This is a genomic window from Methylobacterium sp. WL103 (genome assembly GCF_008039885.1).
GTDB lineage: Bacteria > Pseudomonadota > Alphaproteobacteria > Rhizobiales > Beijerinckiaceae > Methylobacterium > Methylobacterium cerastii.
Map to the genome: position 1 here is coordinate 1 of NZ_VRUX01000749.1, position 1,791 is coordinate 1,791.

The 1,791-nt window shown below is 71.9% G+C and carries 2 protein-coding genes; both read left to right on the plus strand.

Annotation, left to right across the window (positions count from 1 at the left end):
* The first annotated feature begins 153 nt into the window (after window positions 1-153).
* The gene (locus FV222_RS25005) at window positions 154-1,029 is read left to right on the plus strand and encodes a trypsin-like serine protease (RefSeq protein ID WP_147761764.1); all 876 of its coding nucleotides are present in this window, start codon (window positions 154-156) and stop codon (window positions 1,027-1,029) included.
* Window positions 1,030-1,211: 182 nt separating this feature from the next.
* On the plus strand, window positions 1,212-1,787 hold the full coding sequence (locus FV222_RS25010; protein WP_147761765.1) for a PAS domain-containing protein: 576 nt from the start codon (window positions 1,212-1,214) through the stop codon (window positions 1,785-1,787).
* The last annotated feature ends 4 nt before the right edge of the window (window positions 1,788-1,791 follow it).

Here is a 1,791-nt window from a genome sequence, read left to right on the forward strand (position 1 = left end):
GGCTCGACCGCACGCTGGCCGGCTGGGGCGGCGCGGCGCGCTGGCGCTGAGCGGACCCACTCCCTCAAGGAACGGAACCTTGGCCGACGGATTGCTTTACGTTACGCTTGAGTCCCACCGGGCCGAGTGCGCCTTCGGCCCCCGGAGTGAACGATGCTCGCCACTGTCCTCCGCGGCGCCCTCCTCGGCGGTTTGTCCCTCGGCCTGCTGAGCTTTCTGCCGGCGCCGGCCTCGGCCGTGATCAACGGCGCGGTGACCCGCGACCCCAACGGCACGCGCAACTTCGTCGTCCGGATCGAGAGCACGCTCGGCGAGATCTGCTCGGGCACGCTGATCGCACCCGACCTCGTGCTGACGGCCGCCCACTGCGTGATGCAGCCGGCCGGCTACAGCATCGTGGCGGTCGACCGCGGCTTTCGCCAGCGCCGGGTCTCCGCGATCGCCGCCTCGATGCATCCCGACTTCGTGCCCGGCACCACGCCGGAGGACCAGCCGGGCATCGACCTCGCCCTGCTCAAGCTCGAGCAGCCGCTCGGGGCGGACTACGCCCCCCTCGATCCGCGCGGCGCCGGGACGATCGGCAACGGCGACGCGGTCGACATCGCCGGCTTCGGCGTCGTCGCCGAGAACCGCCGCAACAGCGCCCGCACCCTGCGCCAGGCCCACCTTGTCTCGATCGGCTCGCTGCAGGTCGCCAACCGCGTCACCGTCGTCACCGACCGGCGCCGCATGGCCGAGACCGCCGGCGCCGGCGCATGCCTGGGCGATTCCGGCGGCCCGATCCTGTCGGGCGGCCCCGGCGGCTACCAGATCGTCGGCGTCGTGAGCTGGTCCAGCGGCGCGATGCGCCAGGACGCCCGCCACCGCACCGCCTGCGGCGGCTTCACCGCGGTGACGCCGGTGGCCGAGCACACCGGGTGGATCGCCGCCCGCTCGGCGGAACTCGCGCGGATCGAGGTCGGCCAGGCGATGCCGGCCGGCCGCGGCAACCGCTCGGACTGGATGGCCCGGCCCGGCCGCGCCCGCTGAGACCCACCATCTGATCTTGGAATGGCGGCGAAACACACGGTCGTCGTACCGGCTGCGCGTCGATCGCCGGGAGTGGCGGCGCGATTGTATTTTCAATTCAGTGGATGATACCGCTGGCGCCATCGGCATCGGCGCATCCGGGCCCCGCAAACCCGATGCGCCTTCGTGCAAGGGTATCGTTCATGTTCGACGGTTCGACACCCGTCACGCCTTCGCTCGCCTCGGCGCTGAACGCCTTCGGGTTCGTCGGCGTCTGGGAGACGAACGTCGCGTCGGGGCGGTCGGTGCTGGATGCGGGGGCCTCCAGCGTGATGGCGGGCGACGCGTCGTTGGCCGGAAAGCCGCTCACCCTCGACGAGGCGCTGGCCCGCATCCATCCCGAGGATCGCGATTGGGTCTTCGCACAGATCAAGCGGGTGCGCCGGACAGGCGGGACGTTCGCCGCCGAGTTCCGCATCCTGACGCAGGCCGGCGAAATCCGCTGGATCCGGAACCGCGGGCATCTGGTGCCCACGGCAAACGGGATGCACGGCCACGGCGCCTACGTGGACATCACGGACACACGTCCGAATTTCAGCGTGCTGTCCGGGCCGAAGCTTCGCGTGCTGCCTCCGTCCGACCCGCTGGAGCAGGCCGCCGACCAGATCCTCGCCGCGCGCCTGGCGATCGACCGCACCGGGCAGACGCGGCTGCGGACGCTCGTCGACACGCTCCTCCTCGAAGTCGGCCGGGCGCTGGCGAGGCGCCCGGACGCGTGAGGCC